The sequence below is a fragment of the Pseudoalteromonas aurantia 208 genome, from assembly GCF_014858725.1.
Classification (GTDB): Bacteria; Pseudomonadota; Gammaproteobacteria; order Enterobacterales; family Alteromonadaceae; genus Pseudoalteromonas; species Pseudoalteromonas aurantia.
In genome coordinates this window covers 1,884,638-1,909,711 of sequence record NZ_AQGV01000012.1, presented here as the reverse complement: position 1 = coordinate 1,909,711, position 25,074 = coordinate 1,884,638, and the positions used below count along the sequence as shown (strand labels likewise).

At 40.7% G+C, this 25,074-nt stretch carries 19 protein-coding genes and 1 pseudogene; 12 read left to right on the top strand and 8 right to left on the bottom strand.

Features of this window, described 5'->3' with window-relative positions:
• Positions 1–438: 438 nt before the first annotated feature.
• Positions 439–639: a hypothetical protein gene (locus PAUR_RS12035; protein WP_192507980.1), complete on the bottom strand. Its 201-nt coding sequence runs from the start codon at positions 637–639 to the stop codon at positions 439–441.
• A gap of 381 nt (positions 640–1,020) precedes the next feature.
• Here PAUR_RS12035 and PAUR_RS12030 point away from each other — a divergent pair, with 381 nt between their 5' ends.
• Together PAUR_RS12030 and PAUR_RS12025 are read left to right on the top strand one after the other, a co-directional pair.
• Positions 1,021–2,064, top strand: coding sequence for a GGDEF domain-containing protein (locus PAUR_RS12030; RefSeq protein ID WP_192507979.1), 1,044 nt, complete (start codon positions 1,021–1,023; stop codon positions 2,062–2,064).
• A gap of 321 nt (positions 2,065–2,385) precedes the next feature.
• The gene (locus PAUR_RS12025) at positions 2,386–4,962 is read left to right on the top strand and encodes a TonB-dependent receptor plug domain-containing protein (RefSeq protein WP_192507978.1); all 2,577 of its coding nucleotides are present in this window, start codon (positions 2,386–2,388) and stop codon (positions 4,960–4,962) included.
• A 69-nt stretch (positions 4,963–5,031) separates the two neighbouring features.
• On the opposite strand, the gene PAUR_RS12020 is transcribed toward PAUR_RS12025, so the two are convergent.
• From PAUR_RS12020 to PAUR_RS12005, 3 genes and pseudogenes are all read right to left on the bottom strand, one after another.
• A complete protein-coding gene (locus tag PAUR_RS12020; RefSeq protein WP_192507977.1) occupies positions 5,032–5,814 on the bottom strand; it encodes a nucleoside-binding protein in 783 nt (260 codons plus the stop codon).
• A 79-nt stretch (positions 5,815–5,893) separates the two neighbouring features.
• A complete protein-coding gene (locus PAUR_RS12015) occupies positions 5,894–7,195 on the bottom strand; it encodes a Na+/H+ antiporter NhaC family protein (protein WP_225738345.1) in 1,302 nt (433 codons plus the stop codon).
• A 288-nt stretch (positions 7,196–7,483) separates the two neighbouring features.
• A pseudogene (locus tag PAUR_RS12005) lies at positions 7,484–8,041 on the bottom strand (GNAT family N-acetyltransferase).
• 771 nt (positions 8,042–8,812) lie between these two features.
• Here PAUR_RS12005 and dapB point away from each other — a divergent pair.
• The 7 genes from dapB (at position 8,813) to PAUR_RS11970 (ending at position 17,167) form a co-directional block, all read left to right on the top strand.
• Positions 8,813–9,613: a 4-hydroxy-tetrahydrodipicolinate reductase gene (gene dapB, locus PAUR_RS12000; RefSeq protein ID WP_192507974.1), complete on the top strand. Its 801-nt coding sequence runs from the start codon at positions 8,813–8,815 to the stop codon at positions 9,611–9,613.
• 208 nt (positions 9,614–9,821) lie between these two features.
• A complete protein-coding gene (gene carA / locus PAUR_RS11995) occupies positions 9,822–10,958 on the top strand; it encodes a glutamine-hydrolyzing carbamoyl-phosphate synthase small subunit (RefSeq protein ID WP_138597169.1) in 1,137 nt (378 codons plus the stop codon).
• Between the two features lie 17 nt (positions 10,959–10,975).
• On the top strand, positions 10,976–14,194 hold the full coding sequence (gene carB / locus PAUR_RS11990) for a carbamoyl-phosphate synthase large subunit (RefSeq protein ID WP_192507973.1): 3,219 nt from the start codon (positions 10,976–10,978) through the stop codon (positions 14,192–14,194).
• A 45-nt stretch (positions 14,195–14,239) separates the two neighbouring features.
• On the top strand, positions 14,240–14,716 hold the full coding sequence (gene greA / locus PAUR_RS11985; protein ID WP_192507972.1) for a transcription elongation factor GreA: 477 nt from the start codon (positions 14,240–14,242) through the stop codon (positions 14,714–14,716).
• A 537-nt stretch (positions 14,717–15,253) separates the two neighbouring features.
• Complete coding sequence (locus tag PAUR_RS11980) at positions 15,254–15,829, top strand: PepSY-associated TM helix domain-containing protein (protein ID WP_192507971.1); 576 nt, start codon at positions 15,254–15,256, stop codon at positions 15,827–15,829.
• Positions 15,830–15,856: 27 nt separating this feature from the next.
• Entirely contained in the window at positions 15,857–16,348 is a 492-nt protein-coding gene (locus tag PAUR_RS11975) for a DUF2271 domain-containing protein (protein WP_192507970.1), read from the top strand.
• Between the two features lie 6 nt (positions 16,349–16,354).
• Positions 16,355–17,167 carry a DUF4198 domain-containing protein gene (locus PAUR_RS11970; protein ID WP_192507969.1) on the top strand — a complete coding sequence of 271 codons (813 nt, stop codon included), beginning with the start codon at positions 16,355–16,357 and terminating at the stop codon, positions 17,165–17,167.
• 43 nt (positions 17,168–17,210) lie between these two features.
• On the opposite strand, the gene PAUR_RS11965 is transcribed toward PAUR_RS11970, so the two are convergent.
• The gene (locus tag PAUR_RS11965) at positions 17,211–18,152 is read right to left on the bottom strand and encodes a hypothetical protein (protein ID WP_192507968.1); all 942 of its coding nucleotides are present in this window, start codon (positions 18,150–18,152) and stop codon (positions 17,211–17,213) included.
• Between the two features lie 376 nt (positions 18,153–18,528).
• Between PAUR_RS11965 and PAUR_RS11960 the strand changes: the two genes are divergently transcribed.
• Together PAUR_RS11960 and PAUR_RS11955 are read left to right on the top strand one after the other, a co-directional pair.
• Positions 18,529–19,011 carry a hypothetical protein gene (locus tag PAUR_RS11960; protein WP_192507967.1) on the top strand — a complete coding sequence of 161 codons (483 nt, stop codon included), beginning with the start codon at positions 18,529–18,531 and terminating at the stop codon, positions 19,009–19,011.
• Positions 19,012–19,024: 13 nt separating this feature from the next.
• The gene (locus PAUR_RS11955) at positions 19,025–19,897 is read left to right on the top strand and encodes a LysR family transcriptional regulator (protein ID WP_192507966.1); all 873 of its coding nucleotides are present in this window, start codon (positions 19,025–19,027) and stop codon (positions 19,895–19,897) included.
• A gap of 51 nt (positions 19,898–19,948) precedes the next feature.
• Here the strand turns inward: PAUR_RS11955 and PAUR_RS11950 are convergent, their stop codons facing one another.
• The 3 genes from PAUR_RS11950 to pabB form a co-directional block, all read right to left on the bottom strand.
• On the bottom strand, positions 19,949–21,325 hold the full coding sequence (locus PAUR_RS11950; RefSeq protein ID WP_192507965.1) for an L-serine ammonia-lyase: 1,377 nt from the start codon (positions 21,323–21,325) through the stop codon (positions 19,949–19,951).
• An 89-nt stretch (positions 21,326–21,414) separates the two neighbouring features.
• The gene (locus PAUR_RS11945; protein WP_192507964.1) at positions 21,415–21,978 is read right to left on the bottom strand and encodes an NUDIX hydrolase; all 564 of its coding nucleotides are present in this window, start codon (positions 21,976–21,978) and stop codon (positions 21,415–21,417) included.
• A gap of 18 nt (positions 21,979–21,996) precedes the next feature.
• Positions 21,997–23,355, bottom strand: a complete 1,359-nt coding sequence (pabB, locus tag PAUR_RS11940; protein WP_192507963.1) for an aminodeoxychorismate synthase component I — start codon at positions 23,353–23,355, stop codon at positions 21,997–21,999.
• A gap of 157 nt (positions 23,356–23,512) precedes the next feature.
• Between pabB and PAUR_RS11935 the strand changes: the two genes are divergently transcribed.
• Entirely contained in the window at positions 23,513–25,039 is a 1,527-nt protein-coding gene (locus tag PAUR_RS11935; protein ID WP_192507962.1) for a fumarate hydratase, read from the top strand.
• Positions 25,040–25,074 lie beyond the last annotated feature (35 nt).

Sequence of the window (25,074 nt, the reverse complement as noted above, 5' to 3'; positions counted from 1 at the left end):
ATAACTCTGAAACTCCTTAGGAGAGACTACGCTCTTATGGTGTAATGATGTTGTACTCATCATTGCTGCTATTTGAAATACGTTTTACAGGACGTGTTCCACAAAGCAATAAAATGATGTTATTTTCGATAATTTTACATGTGAGTCTTTAGAGTTTTATTCTTATAAAAGTGGGGAGACTGAAATAGGGTTATCGTAAATATTATGATTGTTATCGCTCAGAGTTTGCTTTAAACAGCTCGATGTTTCGTTTCTTATTATAAAGCACGTAGCCCTTGACGATATTTGCCATTTGGTTGAAGTGACTTTGATTTGTCTTTTGCCGTAATAACACGCTTGATTTACCGATTGGATTATTAAGATATCGACTTGATTCAATGCGTGTCTGATTAAGTTAATGGATAGGCGCCACTCAACAAAAGGGCGACGCACTTTTATTTATCTACAACCTCTTTCTGGCGTTGTATGATCCCAACATATTTCTTGGCCTGTGCAATGTATAGTATCGTTACAGCCTCTGCTGTTACATGCTCGCGCTGTTTTTGGACCCGCGCCAGCTACGTAAAGTGTCGCTGCTTCTGAAAGTGTATTGGTTGGGGTGAGTTGTTTTAATTGTTTTTTATTTATAGATATCTTCATGACTTAGCTCCTTGTTGTACGTTGATAGTTATGTTCAGAATGTATACCCACATCAGTGTAGGTTTTTATTGTATATTATATTCAATTATATGATCAATCTTTGTTTTGGTTAAAATAAATACAGTTGAGAGGTGTGAGCTAAAGTACTAAGTACTGACGGAAACTAAAAAGTAGTATTATATTACCCCCGACCTTACAATACACAGCAAAAGACCGTTTGTTACTTTTGAGGATATATTGTTCAATTTTCCAGGCTTTAAGTCGACTATAATAACCGTGATGAGTACGTATATATTTTATACTTCCCTTGTTTACTTTTATCCTCTTTGGGAATCTCGGATCGGTGTTATCTCATCACTATCAATACCCTTATTAGTATTAATGACATTTTTTGCTGCGCAATTTAATCGCAGCCGAATAGCGATTGCATGTCTCGTTTGGTTACTATTTACAGCTAGTCAACAGGAAGCAGTATTTTGGTCAGATTGGTGGCGGAAAAACCAGTCTTGGTTAATTTTAAGTATATCACTATGGTTTACAGTACTAGCGTTAATAAAAGATCGCGCCTTTTTGTCAATTCATGCCGTCTCACGTATTATTTACTTCATTTTATGTGCTGGTGTTTCTTTTTATTGGCTGAAATTTAATGTTGAAATTGTTTCGTTCGTATCTCAAGTCAACTTACTAATAGACCTTAAAGAGTATTTCCCTGTCATTTTTCCAAGCGCTGTATTTGGTTTTGTATTGCTGTTATTGAGTCTCAAATCCAAGGATCTTACTGTTGCAGTATTGTTTACAAGCAGCGTGATATGGCAGCTGTATAGTTCAAACACCCTTGCTTTATCTGCGGAAGTTATATGTGTCATGGTGGCACTGATTTATCTTTTAGTAGTATGTATCGAGTTTTACTTTCTAGCTTATCGAGATGACTTAACAGGGTTACCAACACGAAGAGCACTCAAGCAGTTGTCATTATCATTGAGTCGTCGTTACACGGTAGCGATGATTGATATTGATCATTTTAAAAAGTTTAATGATACCTATGGTCATGATATTGGCGACCAAGTTTTAAAGTTGGTCGCGACAAAGCTTGCAAATATCAAAGGAGGTGGGCGCGTATTTCGTTACGGTGGTGAAGAGTTTACAGCGGTATTTCCACGTAAAAATTCAGAGGTGTGTCTGCCATATTTAGAAAGTTTACGAGAGGATGTCGCGAGCTACGAGATGGTGATCCGGGATGCTTCACGCGTTGGAAAAAAGTTTAGAAAAGCGCATAAATCGCAATCCTACAAAATGGTTAATGTGACAATCTCGATTGGCATCGCACAAAAAAGTTCAAAACAACACTTCGATCAAGTATTAAAGCATGCTGATTTAGCTTTATATCGCGCTAAAAAACGGGGACGCAATAATGTAAGTGAGTAAGCTTAATCGTTAGCTATCCCATGTGCTTATATTTACAGCATATGGATAGTTACATGATTTAACAGCTTGAAACGCAGTTTTACTTCTCTTTTCCTCTCGTAATACCTCGGTTTAATTTGTTGTTTTAAAAAGAAATAAGTGTAAGTTGTTGTATCATTAACTTGTTTTTTAACCCCCGGTTAACTTCAGTTTCATGCGCTGCTCTCATACTGAACCGTTAGTCATTTTTCATTCATCTTGGTGGCTCTAGTTTAGCTTTCACACAAATTAAACAAACGTTATTGGCTGTAATTTGGCCATGAAAAAGTGTAGAAGGTGAGTATGAAAAAATCTGTTATCGCATTGTCTATTCTTGCATCTGTTCCCATGATTTCGAATAGTGTACGCGCACAGGATATCGGTAAACCAATTGAGAAAATAGAAGTGACGGGATCTAAAATTAAGCGCTCAGATATGGAGACAGCAAGTCCTGTTACAATTATTGGTGCTGAGGATATCAAAGCCTCAGGCGCCGTGACCATTGATGATATTTTACAGGATATGACTGCTGCTGGCGGCGCTATGACCAACCCTGGAGTTAATAATGGCTCAGGCGGCAACGCCAGTATCAACCTTCGCGGAATGGGCGACCAAAGAACCTTAGTACTAGTCAATGGCCGGCGTATGATTAACTCTGGTACTGGGGCCGCATCTACTGTTGATTTAAACACGATACCGATATCAATGATTAAATATGTAGAAGTACTCAAAGATGGTGCTTCTGCTGTTTACGGCACCGATGCAGTTGCAGGTGTGGTTAATATTATTTTGAAAGATGATTTCGAGGGAGCGGAGTTAAATGCTCAGACAGGTCTAAGTAGTGAAGGAGACGCACAAAGAAATAGCATTGCTCTTACTTTTGGCAATAGTTTTGATAAAGGAAATATGGTCTTTGGTTTGCAATATATGGACCGCGGTGAAGCAAGCCAAGCGGACCGTGATTTTTCCGCATGCCCAATTACGGAAAGTGATGATGGTAAAGAGTTACTGTGTGGGGGATCCTCAATTACACCTAATGGCCATGTATATTTAGAGAATGGTAAAGAGTTACAAGGTCGTCCTGATGGCTCTTATAGTGAATATAATCCAGAATCAGATCCATATAATTATTCGCAAGACAGCTATTTGTACACTCCGATGAAGAGCTTAAATTTAACAGGGCTTGTTAATTATGAGCTATCAAATGAAACGACTTTATTTACAGAGGCAATGTACACAAAGCGTTGGTCAGAGCAACAAATGGCACCACAGCCGATTTGGTTTGATTTTACTTACTCTGAAGCAATGGGCGACGATTTGCTTGAGCATGGCGCTGAGTATGGAGATACCATTCATTATCGTCGTCGAATGACAGATACAGGTACGCGGGATTTTTCTCAAGTAGTTGATACACTTAGAACAGTAGTAGGCTTAGAAGGGATATTGGAAAATGATTATAATTGGGATGTTGCTTTAAATTTTGGCAGAAATGACTCAGTAGATAAGCTGTCTAATTTACATAATGTGGGTAGCCTTACTGAAGATATAGAGAGTGACAAGTTTAACCCGCTCGATCAAACTGCTTGGTCGGCAGAGAATATGTCTGATTATATTTACACCGAGCAAAATACTGGCGGTAGTCAAATGCTTAATTTGAGTGCTTCTCTTTCCGGTGAATTGTGGGAATTACCTGCAGGCTATATGGGGTTCGCGACTGGGGTTGAAAGCCGTACTGAAAAAGCATGGTATACACCAGATTCATTGACTTCACAGGGGCTTGCTAACGATCCTAAAGTAGAGCCTACCAGTGGCTCTTATGATGTTAGTGAAGCTTTTTTAGAGTTAGCAGTACCAGTATTAGCTGATTTACCTTTTGCGCAGAGCGTAGATTTAAGTGCGGCGGTAAGGGCATTTGACTATTCAAGTTTTGGTAGTGATTCAACTTGGAAGCTGGGTTTTACTTGGAAAGTCAATGATGAACTGATGTTCCGAGGGGTGCGCTCGACTGCATTTAGAGCGCCCACAGTTGATGAACTGTATGGAGGGAACTCACCATCGTTTGAGCAAATTAATCATGCACTACTTGATAGCCAAGCAGAGGTTACCGTAGGTGGTAATGATCAGTTAACACCTGAAGAAGCTAACACGATTACCGCTGGGCTTGTTTATGAACCACTATGGCTACAGGGTATATCAATGACCCTTGATTATTACGACATCGCAATTAGCAATGCTATCGGCAGTGTTGATAATCAGTTTATTGTGGACAGCTGCATAGGCAGTACAGGGCAGTTAAAGAATCAGGATACAGCGGTATGTCAATCTGCGAATGTGCAAGTATCAAATGGCAAGGCAACATTTAATAACCAATTACAAAACATTGGCCAAGAAACAACGCGCGGCCTAGATTTAAATTTACTCTATAAGTTTGAGGCCATGGGTTATCATTGGTCAGTAGGGTTAGACACGTCATTTTTGCATGAGCGAGTCGTGACTAACGCAGGAGAAACGATTGATTATACCGGACTGATCACTTCTGGCTCAGGAGGCTATGCTGATATTAAATCTAACTTAAGCTTAGCTTTGAAAGCTGATGACTGGTATGCCAATTATAAGGTGCGCTATATTTCTGGTATGGACAGTTATGCCTGCTTAAGTGAATCATCATCCTGTTATGCACCAAGTACTCCTTCAGTGATGTATCACGATATATCAGGAAGTTATTTTATAAATGATAGTATAAAAATCTCCGCGGGGATCAACAATTTATTTGATAAACAACCTCCGTATTATACAGGGAATAATGATTCAAATACGGATCCATATACCTATGATACGTTAGGTCGTTACTTCTATGCAGGGGTTAATGTAAAGTTCTAATTAGCCCATTGAAAGAGGGTTAAACTAAAAAAGGCACTGTTAATACAGTGCCTTTTGCGCTTGCAAAGTTTAAAATGTCCACGCTAGGTGAATTTGTGGAACCGATTCATTTACAGTTCCGCCAAGTTTATTACGCCATATTTGCCACTCAATCCCCAGCATCAATGTATCACTTTTGTTACCCAGAGCATGGCCTAAATCCCATTGAAGAATGGGCTGGGCGAGTAGCCAGTCATTGACATAAATACCAAATTCATTTTGGCGAGAACCAATATATTCAGCGTGACCTGTAAATAAAAATTTATGATCCCCTAAAGTGAACGGGTAACCCCATGCCAAATCAAACATCCATGCATTGCTTTGCGACGGTGCCCCTTGCTTTGCGACACCTGCACTGTCATCAAAATAACCCGTTATTGTGGTTGATACATAAGTAAACCCAGGAATATCCCAGCTAAGCTTAATACCGGGTAAATATTTAACCACTTTTGGGTCGCCAGCAATGTTAACCCCCATTACCAGCCCAACATCTTTGAGAATACCTTTTTGAAATGAGTAGCCGCTGACAGCACTTAAACTGACGGTTGAGTACCACTCCATATAGAAGTCACGGTCTTGATAGTTATCTTGTATATCGTCATCTAAATAATCGACAAAGAAAAAGTTTTCACCGTAGTCATAAGCGGATGCATGCTGAAGTGAAAAAACACTGGTTTTTGCTTCACTAAGGGTAAAAGGGTTAGTAAATTCCCCATAGTTGAGATGAAGTTGGGTTTTACTCCAGTTTGCGGCGAAAACCGGCATAGAGTAAAGGTATATAGAGGCAAGCGCAAATAAGAGTAGTTTCGTCATTGTTTAGTACATTCCATAAGTACGTGAGCGACAACGAAGAGTATAGCAAAGGCACCAAAAATGGTGCCTAATATTAAATTTATAGCTTGTTGCGTTTCAAGCAAATAATGGTAACGGCAGTAATGGCGAGTATAAAACAATAGTATGAAGACGTTGATACATCCCAGGGGCTAATTTTAAATGTGGCACCTAGCAAGAGTGCTTGAGCGCCGTAAGGTAATGAGCCTTGCATAACACAGGCAAAAATATCCAGTAAACTGGCTGAGCGTTTTGCCGGTATTTCGCCATCATCAGCTAATTTTTTAGCGACGGGTCCTGCAACAATGATACTGACTGTGTTATTCGCAATACATAAATTGCTTGTTAGTACGAGTGCCGCAATACCAAGTTGGTCTGCAACTTGGCGATGCCATTTTGCTATGATGACAGTGAGCCCTTGGATCTTTTTAGCCAAATAGTCTAAGCCACCATTAATACGTATGAACTCAGAGAGTCCACCGATAAACATTGAAAGTAAAAATATTTCCTGCATGCTACTAAAGCCTTCGTATATATCCTTTACAAAACTGGCCATTTCATAGTCTCCAGTAAAGCCCATTGCTGCCGCAAAAATAATTCCGCTAAATAGCACGACAAATACATTCATTCCCGCTACGGCTAGGAATAAAATAAATGCGTAAGGTAGCACTAATAGCCAGTCAAACTCTTTAATTTCGACGACTTGGGCCTCGGGTGTTAAAAATACTAACAGGCATACAGTTAATACGGCAGCTGGAAGTGCAATTTTTAGATTTTCTCTAAATTTATCTTTCATTTCACACCCTTGAGTACGAGTTGCAGCAATCGTGGTGTCTGAAATAATCGATAAGTTATCACCAAACATTGCCCCGGAGACAATCGTACCAGCCATTAAAGCTGGATCAATTCCTGTTTTAATTGATACAGCTAATGCGATTGGTCCTATTGCGCCAATGGTGCCCATTGACGTGCCCATGGCGGTGGAGACAACCGCGGAGATCAAAAATAACCCAGGCAGTAAAAAGGCAGGAGGGATAAGAGACAAACCCGCATTTACAACCGCATCAACCCCACCTGTTGCACTGGCAACCGCAGAGAAAGCACCCGCTAGCAAGTAAATGAGACACATTGTTACGATGTTGCTGTGCCCAGCACCTTTTATAAAGGTTTCAACACTTTCATTTATAGAGGCTTTATTGATTAAAAATGCGATGACAATCGCAGGTAAAATAGCGACGGGGGCCGGGAGTTGGTAAAACGCATAATCAACCCCTTGAGACTGCAAATACAAACCAACACCTAAAAATAGGCCGACAAAGGTAAGTAACGGTAACAAAGACAACTTTGCGGCTAGTTTATTCATTGGCTCGTGCATTGAGACCTCATATCAAAAATATTTTTTATTGTTATGTCGCCATTGTTTTCACATTCAAGCGCATAATTCAAGTAATAGTTATAATGGATGTGTGAATGTATAGATGGCTAGATGGTTTGTCAATTATATTTGGTAACAATAATAAGCCGTTTAATACAGCTTATTATTTCACAGAGCGGTATAGCCTATTTTTATTGAATACATTGATGTAAGTTCAAAGCGTTACAAGGTTGACGTTACTCATGAAGAGAAACAAGAGAAGTTTTCTCTAAAAAACTAAGTTCTCTGGATGGATACAAGTGCAGCACGCTTGTGTGGAAATTCAAACTCAAACTCGGTTTTAAAGCCCAATTTATGTATTTGATTGAGTAAACGGTGGTTGTCATTTCTGGGATCTAATACGATCTTCTGGGTACGTATATCATCGAGGAAGATAAAGTGAGAGATTGCTGTCCACTAGGCTTTAAAGAATTTGCGTCCCCGAAATAGCTCATTGCCGACTAATAGGTGTAGCCCTCTATCGAAGGCTTGCCGTGGGTAGTGCGATGCTCTCTTTTGCACTTCAATAGAGTTCGAAGTAACCAAATGACACTTCATTAAAGTAGCCGATAAGTGGCAACTCAAGGGTGAGGCGAGTTTATTATGTATGTATTCACTTAATGCTTTTTCTGACCACGCTTGATCCCAAAACTGTGCTACACGAGGATTGTTCATCCACTGATGAAATAGCGCTAAATCGGATTCAGGATCTATGACCTTAAAACTAATAGTGTAGTTTATATCACGATCGCTTCTTTTATATAATCGTTTACCGGCCAAATAGGGCTGGCCCATAGGAGAAGTTGTGCTCGGGGAAGTTTTAAAATGAGAGTCGTTAGGGCGAAAGAGTAATAATTCAGGACAGTTATAAAATTCATACCTTGAGAAGCTAAAAATATTTATATGCTTGCCAAGCTGTTGTGAAGCTGGGTTTGATTGCCATGCAGGATCTTTAAATTGTAAGTGATTGATATGTTGATAATAATGGGGTATTTATCAATAAATATAGTGAACTCTTGTATGGATGTGATGTTGTGCGTGGACAATTAAACAATGATTAAAAACAACGGTACCAAGTTGCACTGAATTGAGGCAAATGCGCTTGTTTAACGCTGTACTGTGAGAATGCATATTGTGTGCTGCCATCCTTTTTCTTTAAAACATGTCTGAGCCCCTTACGTTAAAGTACTGGTTATGTTCACCTAGTTACTAGATCATGGTAGAGCGCGATACATTGCTACTGGTGCTCATGACATTGTGTTTGATAAATCGCGCATTTTAAAATGACCGAAGAGTATCAATGTTCCCGTATTAGATATTGTGATTTCTAGTGCTTTTAACCAAAAAGCGTTTGTTTGCTGTTTTTGCATGCGATTAGTAATTGTTTTTATTATCTTTCGAGTTTTAGTAAGGGGTTTAAATGAAAATACGAGGGGGTAAAAACCGCATAGCGGTTATTTAATACGCCATAGAACAAAGTAGATAGGTTAATAGATATAAGAAAATAACAGATGATTTCTATTTGTAATCTCGGTATAACGACTCGTAACTTAATAGGAGCTTGATATGATTAAAATAGCTGTTTTTGGTGCGAATGGAAGAATGGGTAAAGTGCTATGTGAAGCAAGCCTATCAGCACAGTACGCACAATTGTCGACAGCGTTAGTGCGAGAATCTAACGTATTGATAGGACAACCCGTTGGGCCTGTCATTGGATGTCGAGACACTGAAGTGGCATTCGCCAGTGAGAAATCACTTAATTCAGACGTAGATGTTGCAATTGATTTTACATTACCTGAGGGAATGAAAGCGCATTTGGCTCTTGCGATAAAGCAACGAGTACCTATGGTGATTGGTACTACAGGGCTTAGCGACGAAGAGATGAGCACCTTAAAAGACGCAGCTCAGTATATTCCCATTGTGTTTTCAAGAAACTATTCGGTGGGGATTAATTTATTAGAAAATTTGGTTCAGGTTGCAGCAAAAACCTTGTCAGAGGATATTGATATCGAAATATTTGAAGCCCATCATCGGCATAAAATAGACGCACCATCAGGCACTGCGCTGATGATTGGCGAGGCAATTGCGAAAGCAAAAGGATGGGATCATGCTGAGGTTGCAAAGTTTGATAGAAGCCAAGATGGTGGCGAAAAATCTCAACAAGAGATTGGTTATTCAGTGATGAGAGGGGGGGACATAGTAGGAGAACATACGGCTTACTTCGCTGCAGAGGGCGAAAGGCTTGAACTTACCCATAAAGCAAGTTCAAGAATGACCTTTGCGAAAGGTGCAGTAAGGGCTGCAGCATGGGTCAAAGATAAACCAAATGGACTTTATACCATGCAGGACGTGCTTGATTTGCATTAGATAATATGTACTTTTAACCTCTTAATGGTTTTTTTTGGCCTTAACTGCTATTTCTCATGTTTTTAATGGTTTTATTAGACGAACCTGACAAAGTGCTGTAAACTACAACGAATTTGCCAAAAATTATTACTGCGTGTTACCAAGCGCTTTGTGAACGGGATGAAAGCGTAATAGCTAGCTCCCGTTTTTTACCATTTAGGAGGTTATCTTGACTAAATCCGCTCTGTTAGTCCTTGAAGACGGCACAGTGTTTCGCGGTACTGCGATCGGCGCTGACGGCTTGTCAGTCGGTGAAGTAGTATTCAATACGTCTATGACTGGTTATCAAGAAATTTTGACGGACCCGTCGTACGCGGAACAAATTGTAACGCTGACTTACCCACATATCGGTAATACCGGAACTAACAGTGAAGACGAAGAAGCGGACCAGATCTGGGCGAAAGGCCTAGTGATCCGCGATTTGCCTTTACTCGCTAGTAATTTCCGTAACGAGCAATCGTTAAGCGATTACCTAAAAGAACGTAATATCTTAGGGATAGCGGATATTGATACACGTAAATTAACGCGTATTTTACGTGATAAAGGCGCGCAAAATGGGTGTATTATTGCGGGTGACTCACTTGATGAGCAACAAGCATTAGAAGCGGCAAAAGCATTCCCAGGTTTAAAAGGCATGGATTTGGCAAAAGTAGTCTGTACGAAAGAACAGTATACTTGGGCGGATTCAAGCTGGACTTTGGGTGAAGGCTACCGCACGCTTGCGGCAGAAGAAGAAAAATTCCATGTAGTTGCATATGACTTTGGCGTGAAGAAGAATATTCTACGTATGCTGGTGGATCGAGGTTGTAAGTTAACAGTGGTACCTGCAGAAACCTCCGCTGCAGACGTGTTAGCATTAAACCCAGATGGTATTTTCTTGTCAAATGGACCTGGCGACCCTGAGCCATGTACCTATGCTATTGATGCAATTAAAACTTTCCTAGAAACAGACACACCAATCTTTGGTATTTGTTTAGGTCATCAATTATTGGCATTAGCTTCAGGTGCACAAACAGTTAAGATGAAGTTTGGTCACCATGGTGGTAACCATCCAGTAAAAGACCTAGACCGTAACGTGGTGATGATCACTGCACAAAACCATGGCTTCGCAGCGGATGAAGCAAGCTTACCAGATACACTACGTGCAACGCACAAATCATTATTTGATGGTACTTTACAAGGTATTCACCGTACAGATAAGCCTGCATTTAGTTTCCAAGGTCACCCAGAGGCAAGCCCAGGTCCGCATGATGCAGCGCCTTTGTTTGACCATTTCATTGAACTAATGCTAGCTCGTAAAGCTTAATTGAGACCGGAGTAATAATGCCAAAACGTACTGATTTAAAAAGCATTCTTATCTTAGGCGCAGGCCCGATTGTGATTGGCCAAGCCTGTGAATTTGACTACTCAGGTGCTCAAGCGTGTAAAGCACTAAGAGAAGAAGGTTATCGAGTTATTCTTGTTAACTCAAACCCTGCGACGATTATGACAGACCCTGAAATGGCTGATGCGACGTACATCGAGCCAATTCATTGGGAAGTTGTTGAAAAGATTATTGAAAAAGAAAAGCCTGATGCTGTCCTACCGACTATGGGTGGTCAAACAGCATTGAACTGTGCCCTAGACTTAGATAAATATGGTGTATTAGCTAAGCATGGTGTAGAGCTTATTGGCGCGACAGCAGATGCTATCGATAAAGCTGAAAACCGCGAACGCTTTGACGTTGCGATGAAAAATATCGGCTTGGAGTGTCCTCGCGCAGAAATTGCACATACAATTGATGAAGCACACGACGTGCTTACTCGTATTGGCTTCCCATGTATTATTCGCCCTTCATTCACTATGGGTGGAACCGGTGGTGGTGTTGCTTATAACCAAGAAGAGTTCGATGAAATTTGTACTCGTGGTCTTGACCTTTCACCAACGAGCGAATTGTTAATAGATGAAAGCTTGATTGGTTGGAAAGAGTACGAAATGGAAGTTGTTCGTGACAAAAACGACAACTGTATCATTGTATGTGCTATTGAAAACTTCGATCCAATGGGTGTTCACACAGGTGATTCAATCACGGTTGCTCCAGCACAAACACTGACTGATAAAGAATACCAATTGATGCGTAATGCTTCGATGGCGGTTCTGCGTGAAATCGGTGTTGAAACAGGTGGTTCAAACGTACAGTTTGGTGTTAACCCTGATGATGGCCGTATGGTTATTATTGAGATGAACCCACGTGTATCTCGTTCGTCTGCGCTTGCTTCAAAAGCAACTGGCTTCCCGATTGCAAAAATTGCGGCAAAGCTGGCAATTGGCTATACCCTTGATGAACTGCAAAATGACATTACGGGCGGCGCAACACCAGCTTCTTTTGAGCCGTCAATTGACTATGTTGTTACTAAGATCCCACGCTTTAACTTTGAAAAGTTTGCTGGTGCCAATGACCGTTTAACAACACAGATGAAGTCTGTGGGTGAAGTGATGGCAATTGGGCGCAACCAACAAGAGTCATTACATAAAGCATTACGTGGCTTAGAAGTGGGTGCAAACGGGTTTAACCCGATTGTGGCACTTGATGACCCTAAAGCGAAAGAGAAAATCATTCGCGAATTACGCGAGCCCGGTGCGGAGCGTATTTGGTACATTGCAGATGCAATGCGTCATGGTATGAGTGTTGAAGATGTATTTGAGTTGACTAAAGTTGACCGTTGGTACTTAGTGCAAATCGAAGACATTATCAAAGATGAAGCAACTATTGCCGATGTTGGTTTAGCGGGTTTAGCTAAAGACTTCTTGCGTCGTCTTAAGCGTAAAGGGTTTGCTGATGCACGTATTGCTGAGATTGCAGGTGTATCAGAAAAAGAAATTCGTAAAAAGCGTCACCAATTAGAAATTTTGCCAGTATATAAGCGTGTAGATACATGTGCGGCAGAGTTTAGCTCAGACACCGCTTACATGTACTCTACTTATGATGAAGAGTGTGAAGCGAATCCGTCTGATAAAGATAAAATCATGGTGATTGGTGGTGGTCCAAACCGTATCGGTCAAGGTATTGAATTCGATTACTGTTGTGTGCATGCAGCACTTGCATTACGTGAAGATGGTTACGAAACTATCATGGTTAACTGTAATCCTGAAACGGTTTCAACGGATTATGACACATCTGATCGCCTATTCTTCGAACCAATTACGCTTGAAGATGTCCTTGAGATTGTACGTGTTGAAAAGCCTGTGGGTGTTATCGTTCAGTACGGTGGTCAAACACCACTGAAATTAGCGCGTGAGCTTGAAGCAAATGGTGTTCCAATCATTGGCACGTCACCAGATGCAATTGACCGTGCTGAAGACCGTGAGCGCTTCCAGCAATTGGTTGACCGTTTAGACCTTTTACAGCCTGAAAATGCAACGGTAACGTCAACGGAAGAAGCGATTGCTAAGTCTCAAGAGATTGGCTTTCCATTAGTTGTTCGTCCATCCTATGTTCTAGGTGGTCGTGCAATGGAAATCGTTTATGACGAAGATGATTTACGCCGTTATATGACAGAGGCTGTACAAGCGTCAAATGAAGCACCTGTATTGCTTGACCGTTTCTTAGATGATGCGATTGAAGTTGACGTAGATGCAATTTGTGATGGCGAGCAAGTTATTATTGGCGGCATCATGGAGCACATTGAGCAAGCGGGTGTTCACTCTGGTGACTCTGCATGTTCATTGCCAGCACATTCTTTACCGCAAGATATACAAGACGTTATGCGTAAGCAAGTAACTGGTATGGCGCTTGAGCTTGGAGTTGTTGGTTTAATGAATACGCAGTTTGCTGTTAAAGATGGCAAAGTGTATTTAATTGAAGTAAACCCACGTGCTGCTCGTACAGTGCCGTTTGTTTCAAAAGCAACGGGTGTGGCATTGGCTAAAGTGGCAGCGCGTTGTATGGCGGGTCAAACCTTAGCAAGCCAAGGTGTTACTGAAGAGATTATTCCACCGTACTACAGTGTAAAAGAAGTGGTACTGCCGTTTGCTAAGTTCCAAGGTGTTGATCCATTACGTGGCCCAGAGATGCGTTCAACGGGTGAAGTGATGGGTGTTGGTGATAATTTCGCCGATGCGTTTGCAAAAGCACAATTAGGTGCGGGTAATGCTTTACCACGCGGTGGCCGCGCGCTACTATCTGTGCGTAACAGCGACAAGTCACGTATTGTTGAATTAGCAAAAACCATGAGAGAAATTGGTTTTGAGCTAGATGCAACAAACGGTACCGCAAAAGCCCTTGAAGAAGCAGGCATTGAAGTTCGCCGTGTGAACAAGGTATTTGAAGGCCGACCTCATATTCTTGACCGTATCAAAAATGGTGAGTATAGCTACATTGTAAATACCACTGAAGGTCGCCAAGCAATTGAAGACTCGAAGGTGTTACGTCGTGGTGCATTAAGACATAAGACAAATTACACCACAACGCTTAATGCAGCGTTTGCTAACTGTACTGCGCATGCTGCAGATGACAGAAATGTAGTGAACTCTGTACAAGAATTACACCAACGATTGAACTAAGGACAAAGCCAAGGCCTAGAAACCTTGGCGATAAGTGAGATACTTATGCAATCAATTCCGATGACAGTACGAGGTGAGCAATTACTTCGTGAAGAACTAAACCATTTAAAATCGGTAGTTCGCCCTAAAATAGTTGCCGATATCGCCGATGCGCGTGAACATGGCGACTTAAAAGAAAATGCTGAATATCATGCAGCGCGTGAGCAGCAAGGTTTTTGTGAAGGCCGAATTCAAGAAATTGAAGCGAAGCTTTCCACTTCTCAAATTATTGATGTCACAAAGGTTGCCAATAACGGTAAAGTGATATTTGGTACAACCGTAACGATCGTTAATGTTGATACTGATGAAGAAGTGAAATACCGCATTGTTGGTGACGATGAAGCTGATATTAAAAGTAATTTAATTTCGGTTAATTCACCTATCGCGCGTGGACTAATTGGAAAAGAGTTAGATGATACAGCGAATATTCAAACACCAAATGGTGCTGTTGAATATGAAATCATCGAAGTTGAATATATTTAAGTATTAAACTAAATCAGTAAAAGGCCGAGCAATGCTCGGCTTTTTTGTTTTTAGCATATCGTGTCTTCTGAAGGAGTAGCTGTACATATAGGAAATAACTTGTGAGAGTACTTAGTTTCCAAAATAGTTGGCGGGTTAGTTTGGCTAGCAAATACTAAGCAGTGGTGTAGATCTACTGATTGGTTCAGAAAAAATGCTTAATAAGTATGTAAATAGTAAAACCGAATTATATAATTTTCTATGTATTGGTTACCTCAAAACCAGTATTACATTAATGGCTTTTTCATTGAATAAAATAACGTGATAACCCCCATTTTTGTGATTGTTATGTATTTGTTTTGTAAACTATTTGATAAAAACAGCAGAGGGGAAATTAATTCGATGTATTTGGGTTTTTTCTCCTGTATTTTGACGGTTAACAATCGTCTGATCAACATATTGTCGCCTGCAGCAAGCTGCGCATTAGAGTAAATAACCAATCAAAAATGGCTTTAAATTGTATGGATGTGTTCGTCGTACACATTAAGGAAACCCCTCGTGCGGATAAATAAATCTTTTCTCAATTACTCTCGTGTGATCCATGTTTATGTATCTATGGCGTTATTAACACTGATGGTGTTTTTTTCCATTACAGGGGTAACGTTGAATCACCCAGAATGGTTTGCAGATAACGAAGCGTATGTTGATGAATTGGAACTTCAATTGCCTCGTTCATTACTTGGGGTAGAGCACCAAGGTGAACTCATAAAATATTTGCATCAACAAAGTTGGTTTAATGGTAAGAGACTTACATTAGAGCGAGATGAGTATGAGCTGTTTATCAGTGATAAGGGCCCGGGCGCACATTTGGCCATTACAGTGGATCTAGAAAGTGGTGACGCGTTTATAGAAAAAACAAATTATGGCATGTGGGCAAAACTCAATGATTTACATAAAGGCCGCAATAGTGGTGCAGTGTGGCGATTGGTTATTGATGTCAGCGCCATATTAATGATTTTATTTAGTGTTACGGGTTTGGTGTTAGCACTGGCCCAGAGACGAGTAAATAAAACTCTAGCACTAAGCTTAGTAACCACGTTAGGGGTCTTTTTTTGCTATTTATTTTATGTATAGCACGGTTTAATTTTTTGAGGAGAGAAAATGATAAAAAAATGGTTGTTTCTATTAGTGGTACAGTTCTTTGTGGTTAGTAAAGCACAAAGCTCGGAAATAGAACTCTCTATCAATTTAGCAAAACAGACGGGGGAATATCATAATCCTTATGTCGCAGTGTGGATTGAAAACGATGAGGGAAAAAGTGTACGGACGTTAGTGCTTTGGCGCGAAGGTGCTAAATGGTTAAAAGATATTCGCACATGGTGGCGAAAAGTGGGCAGACGAGATTCAGCTCTAGTCGATGCCATCACTTCTGCAACACGTCCAGCGGGAGATTATCGTTTGAATTTTAAAGCGAGTGATGATCAAGGGAAAAGACTAGAGAATGGCAATTATACCTTGAAAATTGAAGTCGTTAGAGAGAACGGTGGTCGAGCCATTATTAAGAAAAAGTTTAGCTTAAATGGGCAGGCGCAGACTTATACCCTTAAAGCTACCCCAGAAACAAATATCGCAACATTTTCGATTAAGGAATAAAAAAGTATGTCTAAATTAAAGTTATTCGCTATTTTAGTATTGTCAATGGCTACCTCGGCACAGGCACATAACCGTTGGATTTTACCTACTCATTTTAGTGTGTCGGGCGAAGAACAGGTATGGATAATGGCCGATGTTACGGCATCTAACGAAACGTTTAACGTCGATAAGCCAATGGGTTCAGACAGGTTTAGTATTATTAAACCAAATGGTGAACGTGCTCGTCCAAGTTCAAGCTTTCGAGGTCACCGTAAAAGCGTAGTGGACATTAATTTAGTGGAAGACGGAACGTATAAAATGTTTTTGGATAGTGATGTCAGTTACTGGACCAGTTATGAAATAAAAGGAAAGGGTGGTACGCAGTGGCTACGCAATACAAGCAAAGCGAATCGTGATGCTAAACTTCCCAAAGGCGCTAAAAATGTCAACACGCTGGCCTCTAAATCGCAAGTTATGACCTTCGTAACACTCAATGCACCCACAGAGAACTACCGTTTAACCAAGCAGGGTTTAGAGTTGAAGCCAATTACACATCCGTCTGACATTGCTCAAAATGAAAAAGCACAACTGCAATTTGTGTTTGATGGCTTGCCACAAAAAGGCGTAGAAGTTGAAATTATTAAAGATGGTGCGCGCTATAGGAACAATTTGGATGCATTGAAATTGACCTCTGACCAAAAGGGGCAGATCTCGTTTACATTACCAGAGGCAGGTAGATACTTATTAATTGCTGAATTTAAAAAATCGCAAAAGAATAACCCATTGGCTGATGAAATGGGTGGCCAAGTATTCTTTACTTTTGAGGCGGTATTGAACTAAGCCTCTGTACATGTACTTTATATCACAGTCATGATTGCCTATATTATTGGCAATCATGTATCGTTTTATTTGTCAGTAAAGAGCGTACAGAAAAAGGTGTTACTTTATTTTTAACATCTACAGTGACTTTGGCGATGTCTAAATACTGAAAGTCACCAGGGCCGTTCAGTTGCCATAATCCAGCAGCTATTTTCGATAAGCAAAATGCTTTTGTATCTCCATGACTGACTAAAATGGGAAAGTCATACGTATTTGCAAGTTTTTTCAATGCCTCTTTATATACTTTAAACCCATCGCACTTCTTTTGGCGAGTATCAGTGCATGCTTTGTCATGTTTTGGAGGAGCAAATATATCTGCTTGCATAAATATCACCGCCGCAGTTAGGTTTTCATTTAAATGAGATGTTAGCCAGTTTAAGTTATGTGAGTCTCTGACTTGTACTTGCGCGCGTGCGATTTTTTTATCTGATTTTAAAATTTGCTTACGACCATTATTAGTGCCAACCACGTGCAAGGTCATAAAACGAACATTATTATGTAGCCAAGCTTGATTCTCAGGTTGCGCTGTTTGCCGTGTGTATTTGTTAAGTTTTGCTGAGGTGTGAGTGAACTCTGTACGAATGAAATCTAATCGTTCGAGCTCGTCATACCTTGGTTTTAGGCTTTTTCTATCGCAGTCAGTCCAATCATTGTCTCCAGGCGTATAAATAAAAGGTTGTGTACTTATCTGGCTAATGAGTGTGTAATTTTCTTTTAGTATCGTGTTTGTGCAAGGTACCGCACCGGATTTAATGTCTCCAACATGTACAACAAAGTCATGAGGTGTACTTTGTGCTGCTTTATAAAGTATGCCGGTAGGTTTACTGAGCATTTTTGCATCCACATCAGAATAAGGCATATCACCATATACAAGAAACTGACTAGGTTGAGCGGAAGTAAATAGGGCCGTGCCAACGAGCGTAAATAACAAGGGTAGCTTGAGCATATGCGTTCTAAGTGGAGAAGTAGAGTTTCTACGATATATCATTAGGCAATGTAAATAAAAGTGTTAAGTGAGAAAAAATGTAGGATTTGTGCCATCAGAAGCTGGGTTTAATACCAAGGAACTAACGTGGCTATCGCACTTTTAATCGTGAGTAGGAGGGCGGTGTTAGAGTGTTTTTAGTAGATTTTGGAAGTAAGCTCGATAAGATAAACAGCAGAGAAAATCGTTTAGTAAATGCTACCGTTCTATATGCCACCGCTACTCAGGCTTGTCGATGTTGCATATGTGCAACACCGTTATATAAAATCACTCCACGACAGAGGCTACATCGATTGTTATTCTTGTGTCGAAACTTTAATTGGAGCATGAGAAAAATATGAAAGAAATACTGCCTATATTCTGGTTACTTTATATGGCATTAATGTCATTAACAACACAAGCAAAACAAGCTGATGTCATGGAGATTGAAGCGGTATTTGCCGCTTATATGGACAAATATAATGACTATTTACGCCATGGTGAGTTGACGAACAAGACGCAATTGTATCATGATAAAATGATGGTACTTTCTGGCCGAAGTGGGGCAGCAGTTACATCAGCTAATAAATTTAACGAACAGGTTAAAGGCTTTTTAGATAGCTTAAAAAAGCAAGGTGTTACACGTGTTTCATGGGAGAAAGTGGGCATTCAACAATTGAGTGACTCAGTTGCAATTGTGAGTAACAGAGCTGTCCGTTATTTGAAAACCGGTGAAGTACATAACCGAGTGGGGGCGACGTATTTTATCAATAAAGTTGGTGGAAGTTGGAAAATATCTGCTTTCACAGTGCACTCACCAAATACAGTATTACCAATATAAAGATAAGGAAAAAATGGAAAACTGGGATGACTATCGGCTGATTTTGGCGTTACATCGAGGCAAAACATTGCGCGGTGCAGCTGAGATATTAACGCTAAATCACTCGACAGTTTCAAGGAGAGTATTGGCATTAAAGAATAAGTACAATGCAGATGTGTTTGAGTCGAATCAATCTGGATTTGTGCTAACCTGTTTTGGCAAAACCTTATTACACTCGGCGCAAGAAATTGAAAAGCTGATATTAAGCGATTTACGCCGAGAGCAAAGTGTCAATGCGGATCTATCGGGTAATATTCATTTATCAGTGCCACCTGCAATTGCGCAATTCTTAATTTTTGACGCGTTACATGATTTTCAATTGCAGCATAAAAATATCTCTTTACATGTACATACTTCATACTCTTTAGCTGATTTAGATAGATCTGAAGCAGACGTTGTTGTGAGGGTATCTAATACACCCGATGAGCATTTAGTTGGACATCGCTTATTCCCCATTTATTTGGGTTATTATGCCAGTGAGGCATATTTACAAGCGAAGGAGTGTTCACAATATCAATGGATAACTAATGTGTATCAACAGGCAGCACCAACCTGGATTGCTCAATCTCCCTTTCCTGATGCACCGATTGGATTTACAATCGAAGATTTAGTCTTGCGTCATTACGCGGCTTTAAAAGGTCAAGGAATGATACTCGGTGCCTGTTATATTGCAGACACGTTAGGACTTAAGCGCTTAAACACTCAGTCGTTAATGATACATCAAGATATATGGGTGTTAACTCACCCAGACCTTAAAGATGTTCCACGTATTCGCGCGTTAATGCGCTTTTTAACACACGCGATACGTCAGAAAAAACCGTTAATATTCGGTGAAATTAAACAGTGAAAACCCAAGCACGATTGAGCTTGGGTCAATCAGAATGTTACATTGGCGACTTTAACACTCGATAATATTCACAGCCAATCCACCGCGGGCTGTTTCTTTATATTTTGTCTTCATGTCATTACCAGTATCTAGCATGGTTTTAATGACTTTATCGAGCGATACCTTTTGGTCACCAGTACCTCTAATGGCAAGTCGAGAGGCGTTGATGGCTTTGACGGCGCCCATCGCATTTCGTTCGATACAAGGTACTTGCACTAAACCACCAACAGGGTCGCAGGTTAAGCCTAAATTGTGTTCCATACCAATCTCTGCAGCATTTTCAACATGTACGACATTGCCGCCCATAATTTCTGTTAATGCGCCTGCGGCCATTGAGCACGCAACGCCGACTTCACCTTGGCAGCCTACTTCTGCACCAGAAATAGAGGCATTTTTTTTGTATAAAATACCAATTGCTGCAGCTGTCAGTAAGTAACGGGTGGCAATTTCTTCGTCAACTTCTCGAATAAATGTGTGATAGTACATTAATACTGATGGTAAAATACCGGCGGCACCATTGGTCGGAGCTGTTACAACACGGCCGCCAGCAGCATTTTCTTCATTAACGGCAAGGGCAAACAAATCAACCCAGTCCATGGCCCGTAATGGATCATTACTGTTTTCTACATTGAGCTTTAAATACAGACTAGGTGCTCGACGCTTAACTTTTAAGCCACCAGGTAAAATACCTTCGGTTCTCATACCGCGCTCGATACACGCTTTCATGACTTCCCAGATATTAAACAATTCAGCTTTGATTTCTGCCTGTGTACGCAATGTTTTTTCATTTGCCATCATTAAAGATGAAACACTCAGGCCTGAGTCTTTACATAAAGCAAGGAGTTCAGCTGCATTTTCAAATAGGTAAGGAGCAGGGTTTTGTTCTCTAATATCTAGCGCCGCTTGCTTTTCACAGTCAAACTGTTCGTCAGTTACAATGAAGCCACCGCCGATTGAATAATATACTTGGCTATGCAGACGTTCGTCACCATTAAAAGCAACAATTTCCATTGCGTTAGAGTGCTTTGGAAGGGTTTTTCTACGGTGAAATACGATGGCGCCTTGCTTAGGAAAAGCTGCTTTGTGGGTTTTATCTAAGTAGATCACTTGTTCTTTTTCGATTTGATCTAAGATAGATGGAACAGCATCAGCGTCGATGGTCTCAGGATCATAACCTGCAAGACCTAAAATAACCGCTTTACCTGAACCGTGGCCAATACCAGTTTGACCTAATGAGCCGTATAGCTCGACTTTAACAGCAGTAACGTCTTCGATCATTCCTTTAGATTGTAAATCTTGTACGAATAAACGAGACGCGCGCATTGGACCGACGGTATGCGACGACGAAGGTCCAATACCGATACTAAACATATCGAATGCACTAATCATAATTTATACTCAACATTGCCTTTGAACGGGCGCACATCATAACTTTAAAATGCATAATTGTAACCAGTTCAATTATGAATTTATTATGCTTACTCAACCAATTTAACAAAGTTTTTAACGACACTGGCGGTTGCTCCCCATAGGAGACCATATGGAGTTAAAAAGCCGTCCATTTGACGTGACTTACCGGCATATTCAACATGCATAGTTTGCCAGTTATTATGGTCTATCAGGTGTGAGAGTTTGATGGTAAAAGCATGATCAACTTCAGCACTTTTAGTATGCCATATGGCATGTTTTTCAAGTGTTGCCACGATAGGTCTAATACAAAATCCTGTTAAAGTATTGTGTTCGTTGAGCTGACCTATGGTGTTTATGTATTGTGATTCTATTCCCAGCTCTTCTTGTGTTTCTCGCACGGCCGTGTGTGTTTTTGATTTGTCACTGGGTTCTACTTTGCCCCCAGGAAAACAAATTTGACTTGGGTGATGTGCCAGATAAGCGGGGCGTTTGCAAAATAGTAAAGCAGCTTCACCGTGTTCTTCAATTAAAGGTAACAAAATGGCGCTGTCACGAACGCTGGTATGTGGTTGATGGTCGCTTGTTGTATCAGCATGAATATGAAATCTGGCAATAACATCAGATAGTTTCACTGTTTCTCCAAACGAGATTTATTGTTTACTAAGTATAGGTAAGATTTTTTGTACTTTATGAAAAGTTTCTTGATATTCTAAATCAGCTTCCGAATCAGCAACAATTCCGCCACCGGCCCAACAAAATATTGTATTGTTGTGGCATATTAGTGTTCTGATGGTAATGGATGTATCCATTCGACCACATGCACTTAAATAGCCAATTGAACCACAATATACACTGCGTCGGTGCGGCTCTAGCTCTTCGATGATTTCCATGGCTCTAATTTTTGGTGCGCCTGTTATCGACCCTCCAGGGAATGCTGCATATAATTGATCAACCGCGGTTTTTCCTTGTGCAAGTTCACTGGTAACGGTACTTACTAAGTGATGCACCGCGGGGAAGCTCTCAATAGCAAACAGTTTGGGGACAGATACGGAGCCAGGCCGAGCAACCTTACCAAGATCATTTCTTAATAAGTCGACAATCATCACATTCTCAGCACGATCTTTCGCACTATTTTGCAGTGTTATGGCTTGTTGGCGATCGGCATCGGCGTTTGCAAGTCTGGGTAGAGTACCTTTGATAGGTTTTGATTCAACTTTGTTGTGATTAACGAGCAAAAACCGTTCTGGTGATACCGATAAAACTGCGCCATAAGGCAAATTAATATAGGCAGAAAAGGGGGCTTTATTTTGAGTTTGCAAGCGTTTATATGCTGCCCAGGGATTGCCAGAGTATTGTGCACTGAAGCGTTGTGCGAGATTAATCTGATAACAGTCACCACTTTTTAAGTAAGCTTGAATGTGTGAAAATTTATCAAAGTATTCTTGTTGTGTAAGGTTCGATGTCCAATCGCTGTTTAATGAGAAGTCGTTGTTACTCTCAGTGCTGTTTGTCGGTGTAGATAAGTCGAAGTAATCGGATAAGTTATCGACGTTTGGTTGCGACACATAATACCAAGTATCCGTTAAGTTATCTTTGATCAACGCATCTAGGTAGAGGCCAACGACCATATCAGGTAACGCAATATCTTGTTGTGCTGATTCAGGCACTCGTTCTATATAACGGCCTAAATCATAACCAAAATAACCTAACCAACCGCCTGAAAATGGCAATTCAAATGGCGCGGGCTGTTTAGATAACATATTTAAGTGGGTATTCATGGCCTCGAACCAATTTAATTCTATTTTATTTCCATCTAGAAAAATTGCTTGAGATTTGGCTTCAAGTATATGTGTCGGGTTAATGCTGATAATGTCATAGCGACTATTTTCATGTTGAGCATGACTAGAATCGAGCAAAATTGCGTATGGTAAGTGGGCAAATTGCTCAAAAAGTGCCACAGTGGAGAGTGATATATCTAATTTTTTACAATTGATTTGCTCATTTATCATTTACTTGAACCTGAAAACTAGCCCGAAACGGGCGGGGAGGGTATCATACTTATCTCGTTTTCTACAGTCACCCAAGGGTCACTGTAAACCGTCATTATCGTCTAGATGTATTCTGTTATTGACTATTGTGGTTAATAGCACAAATTAAGGAACCGTCATGAGTATGATCCGTCAGCAAGATTTCATCGACAGTATTGAAGATGCTTTGCAATATATCTCTTTTTATCACCCGTTGGATTTTGTTCAAGCATTAGAGAAGGCTTATCACAAAGAAGAAAGTAAAGCTGCAAAAGATGCTATAGCGCAAATTTTGATAAATTCTCGCATGTCTGCAGAAGGCAAACGCCCGCTGTGTCAAGATACAGGTATCGTGACCTGTTTTGTTAAAGTTGGCATGGATGTGAAATGGGATCAAACGGATTTAACTGTTCAACAAATGGTTGATGAAGGTACTCGTCGCGCATATTTAAATCCAGACAATCCTCTGCGTGCTTCTATTGTAGCAGACCCTGCAGGAAGTCGTAAAAACACCAAAGACAATACACCATCGGTTGTGCACATTGATATGGTGGCTGGCGCTGAAGTGGAAGTAATGATTGCCGCGAAAGGTGGTGGTTCAGAAAATAAAACAAAAATGGTAATGCTTAACCCATCAGATGATGTGGCTGCATGGGTTGAAAAAACACTGCCAACAATGGGGGCGGGTTGGTGCCCACCGGGTATGTTAGGAATAGGTATTGGTGGTACTGCGGAAAAGGCCGCTGTACTGGCAAAAGAATCGCTGATGGATCCGGTTGATATTCATGAATTACAAGCTCGAGGCGCTGAAACAGCAGAAGAAAAATTGCGTCTAGAGATTTTCGAGCGAGCGAACAAACTAGGGATCGGTGCTCAAGGTCTTGGTGGGCTAACAACAGTGGTTGATATAAAAATCAAAACAGCGCCTACCCATGCGGCATCAAAACCTGTGGTTATGATCCCAAATTGTGCAGCTACACGCCATGTACACTTTACGCTCGATGGTTCAGGACCTGCAGATTTAAAAGCGCCAAAACTAGAAGATTGGCCAGAAGTGACATGGGAAGTGGGTGAAGATACGCGTCGCGTTAACCTTGATACGCTGACAAAAGAAGATACCCATGACTGGAAAATGGGTGAGACAGTATTACTTTCAGGCAAAATTTTAACGGGCCGTGATGCTGCACACAAACGTTTACAAGACATGATCAACTCTGGTGAAGGTTTACCTAAAAATGTAGACTTCAATAATAAATTTATTTATTACGTAGGCCCTGTTGATGCTGTCGGTGATGAAGCAGTGGGCCCAGCTGGTCCAACAACGGCAACGCGTATGGATAAATTCACTGACTTGATGCTCGAAAGTACTGGCATTGTTGGTATGATTGGTAAAGCAGAACGAGGTCCTGCGACCGTTGAATCAATTAAACAAAATAAATCAGTGTATTTAATGGCTGTCGGTGGTGCTGCATACTTGGTTGCGAAGGCAATAAAAAAAGCGCGGGTCGTTGCTTTTGAAGATTTGGGAATGGAAGCTATCTATGAATTTGAAGTAGAAGATATGCCGGTAACTGTTGCGGTAGATAGCACTGGTGCCAACGCGCATGAACAAGGCCCTGCAATCTGGAAAGCAAAAATAGAAGAGTTAGACAGTAAGTTAAAATAAACTTATTAACAGTTTAATCATAACCGCATAGAAGG